The organism is Ochrobactrum sp. SFR4 (assembly GCF_019730395.1).
GTDB lineage: Bacteria > Pseudomonadota > Alphaproteobacteria > Rhizobiales > Rhizobiaceae > Pseudochrobactrum.
Genome location: NZ_JAAPBB010000133.1, coordinates 1 through 523 on the forward strand (window position 1 = coordinate 1; position 523 = coordinate 523).

Sequence of the window (523 nt, forward strand, 5' to 3'; positions counted from 1 at the left end):
GTTACATTGGCAGAAGATGTGTCCTTTGCAGCAAGGCCAGTTTCGATCATGCCATTATTGGTCACAGAAACCGCACCGGCTGCGCCACCTTTGCCACCATGACCGCCATTGGATGCAACATTGACTTGCAGACCGCCAGCACCACCCTGTCCGCCATTCGACCGGGCAAAAATACCCAGTGATGAAGATTGTGTTGTCGAAATCGTGCCGTCATTCACGACTGTTACACGGTCTGATTTACCGCCTGCGCCACCACCTTCAGCACTGGTGTGAATGCCGATTGATGCACCTCCGCGACCACCTGAGCCACCATCCGAGGTAGCAACAACTGCACTCGATACGACACCTTCCGTAATCAGCGAGCCGCTATTGGTAACCGAAACAGCTCCGGCATTGCCCCCGACACCGCCCGAACCGCTGGCCGCATCAGCACCGCCAACCGAGCGTCCGCCTTTTCCGCCATTACCACCGGCAGAAGAGACAACCACAGCAGCAGAATTATCGCCAAGCGTTTTAACTATGC

Annotated in this window: 1 pseudogene; it reads right to left on the reverse strand. The window is 55.8% G+C overall.

The features are described 5' to 3' along the window. A pseudogene (locus HBA93_RS18215) lies at nt 1-523 on the reverse strand (hypothetical protein); the annotation flags it as partial.